This is a genomic window from Candidatus Nanopusillus massiliensis, from assembly GCF_920984865.1.
The window spans coordinates 480,724-480,925 of record NZ_OV100765.1; the positions used below are offsets into that span (position 1 = coordinate 480,724).

The 202-nt window shown below is 26.8% G+C and carries 1 protein-coding gene (cut by a window edge); it reads right to left on the reverse strand.

What is annotated here, in order from left to right:
- Nucleotides 1–11, reverse strand: partial view of a hypothetical protein gene (locus tag LUA84_RS03395; RefSeq protein ID WP_457913298.1) — the 5' portion only. Its footprint begins 358 nt before the window's first position; 11 of the gene's 369 nt are visible here — the first part of the coding sequence; it begins with the start codon at nt 9–11; its stop codon lies off the left edge, out of view.
- Nucleotides 12–202: the final 191 nt, after the last annotated feature.

The following is a 202-nucleotide window of genomic DNA, read 5'->3' on the forward strand; positions in this document are numbered from 1 at the left end:
GCAAACTCCATAAAAAATATATAAAATTAAATTAAAAAAATCTATTGTAGTACATCAATACCTAGATTTACATCTTTTCTTACTTTTGTTAATTCTCCAGATTCCCATTCTTCCTTCCATTTTCCTAATATATATGGACTCTTGACTCCTAGATAAAACTAATGTAACCTTAATCTTNNNNTTCATATCTTCAGATTGCCTT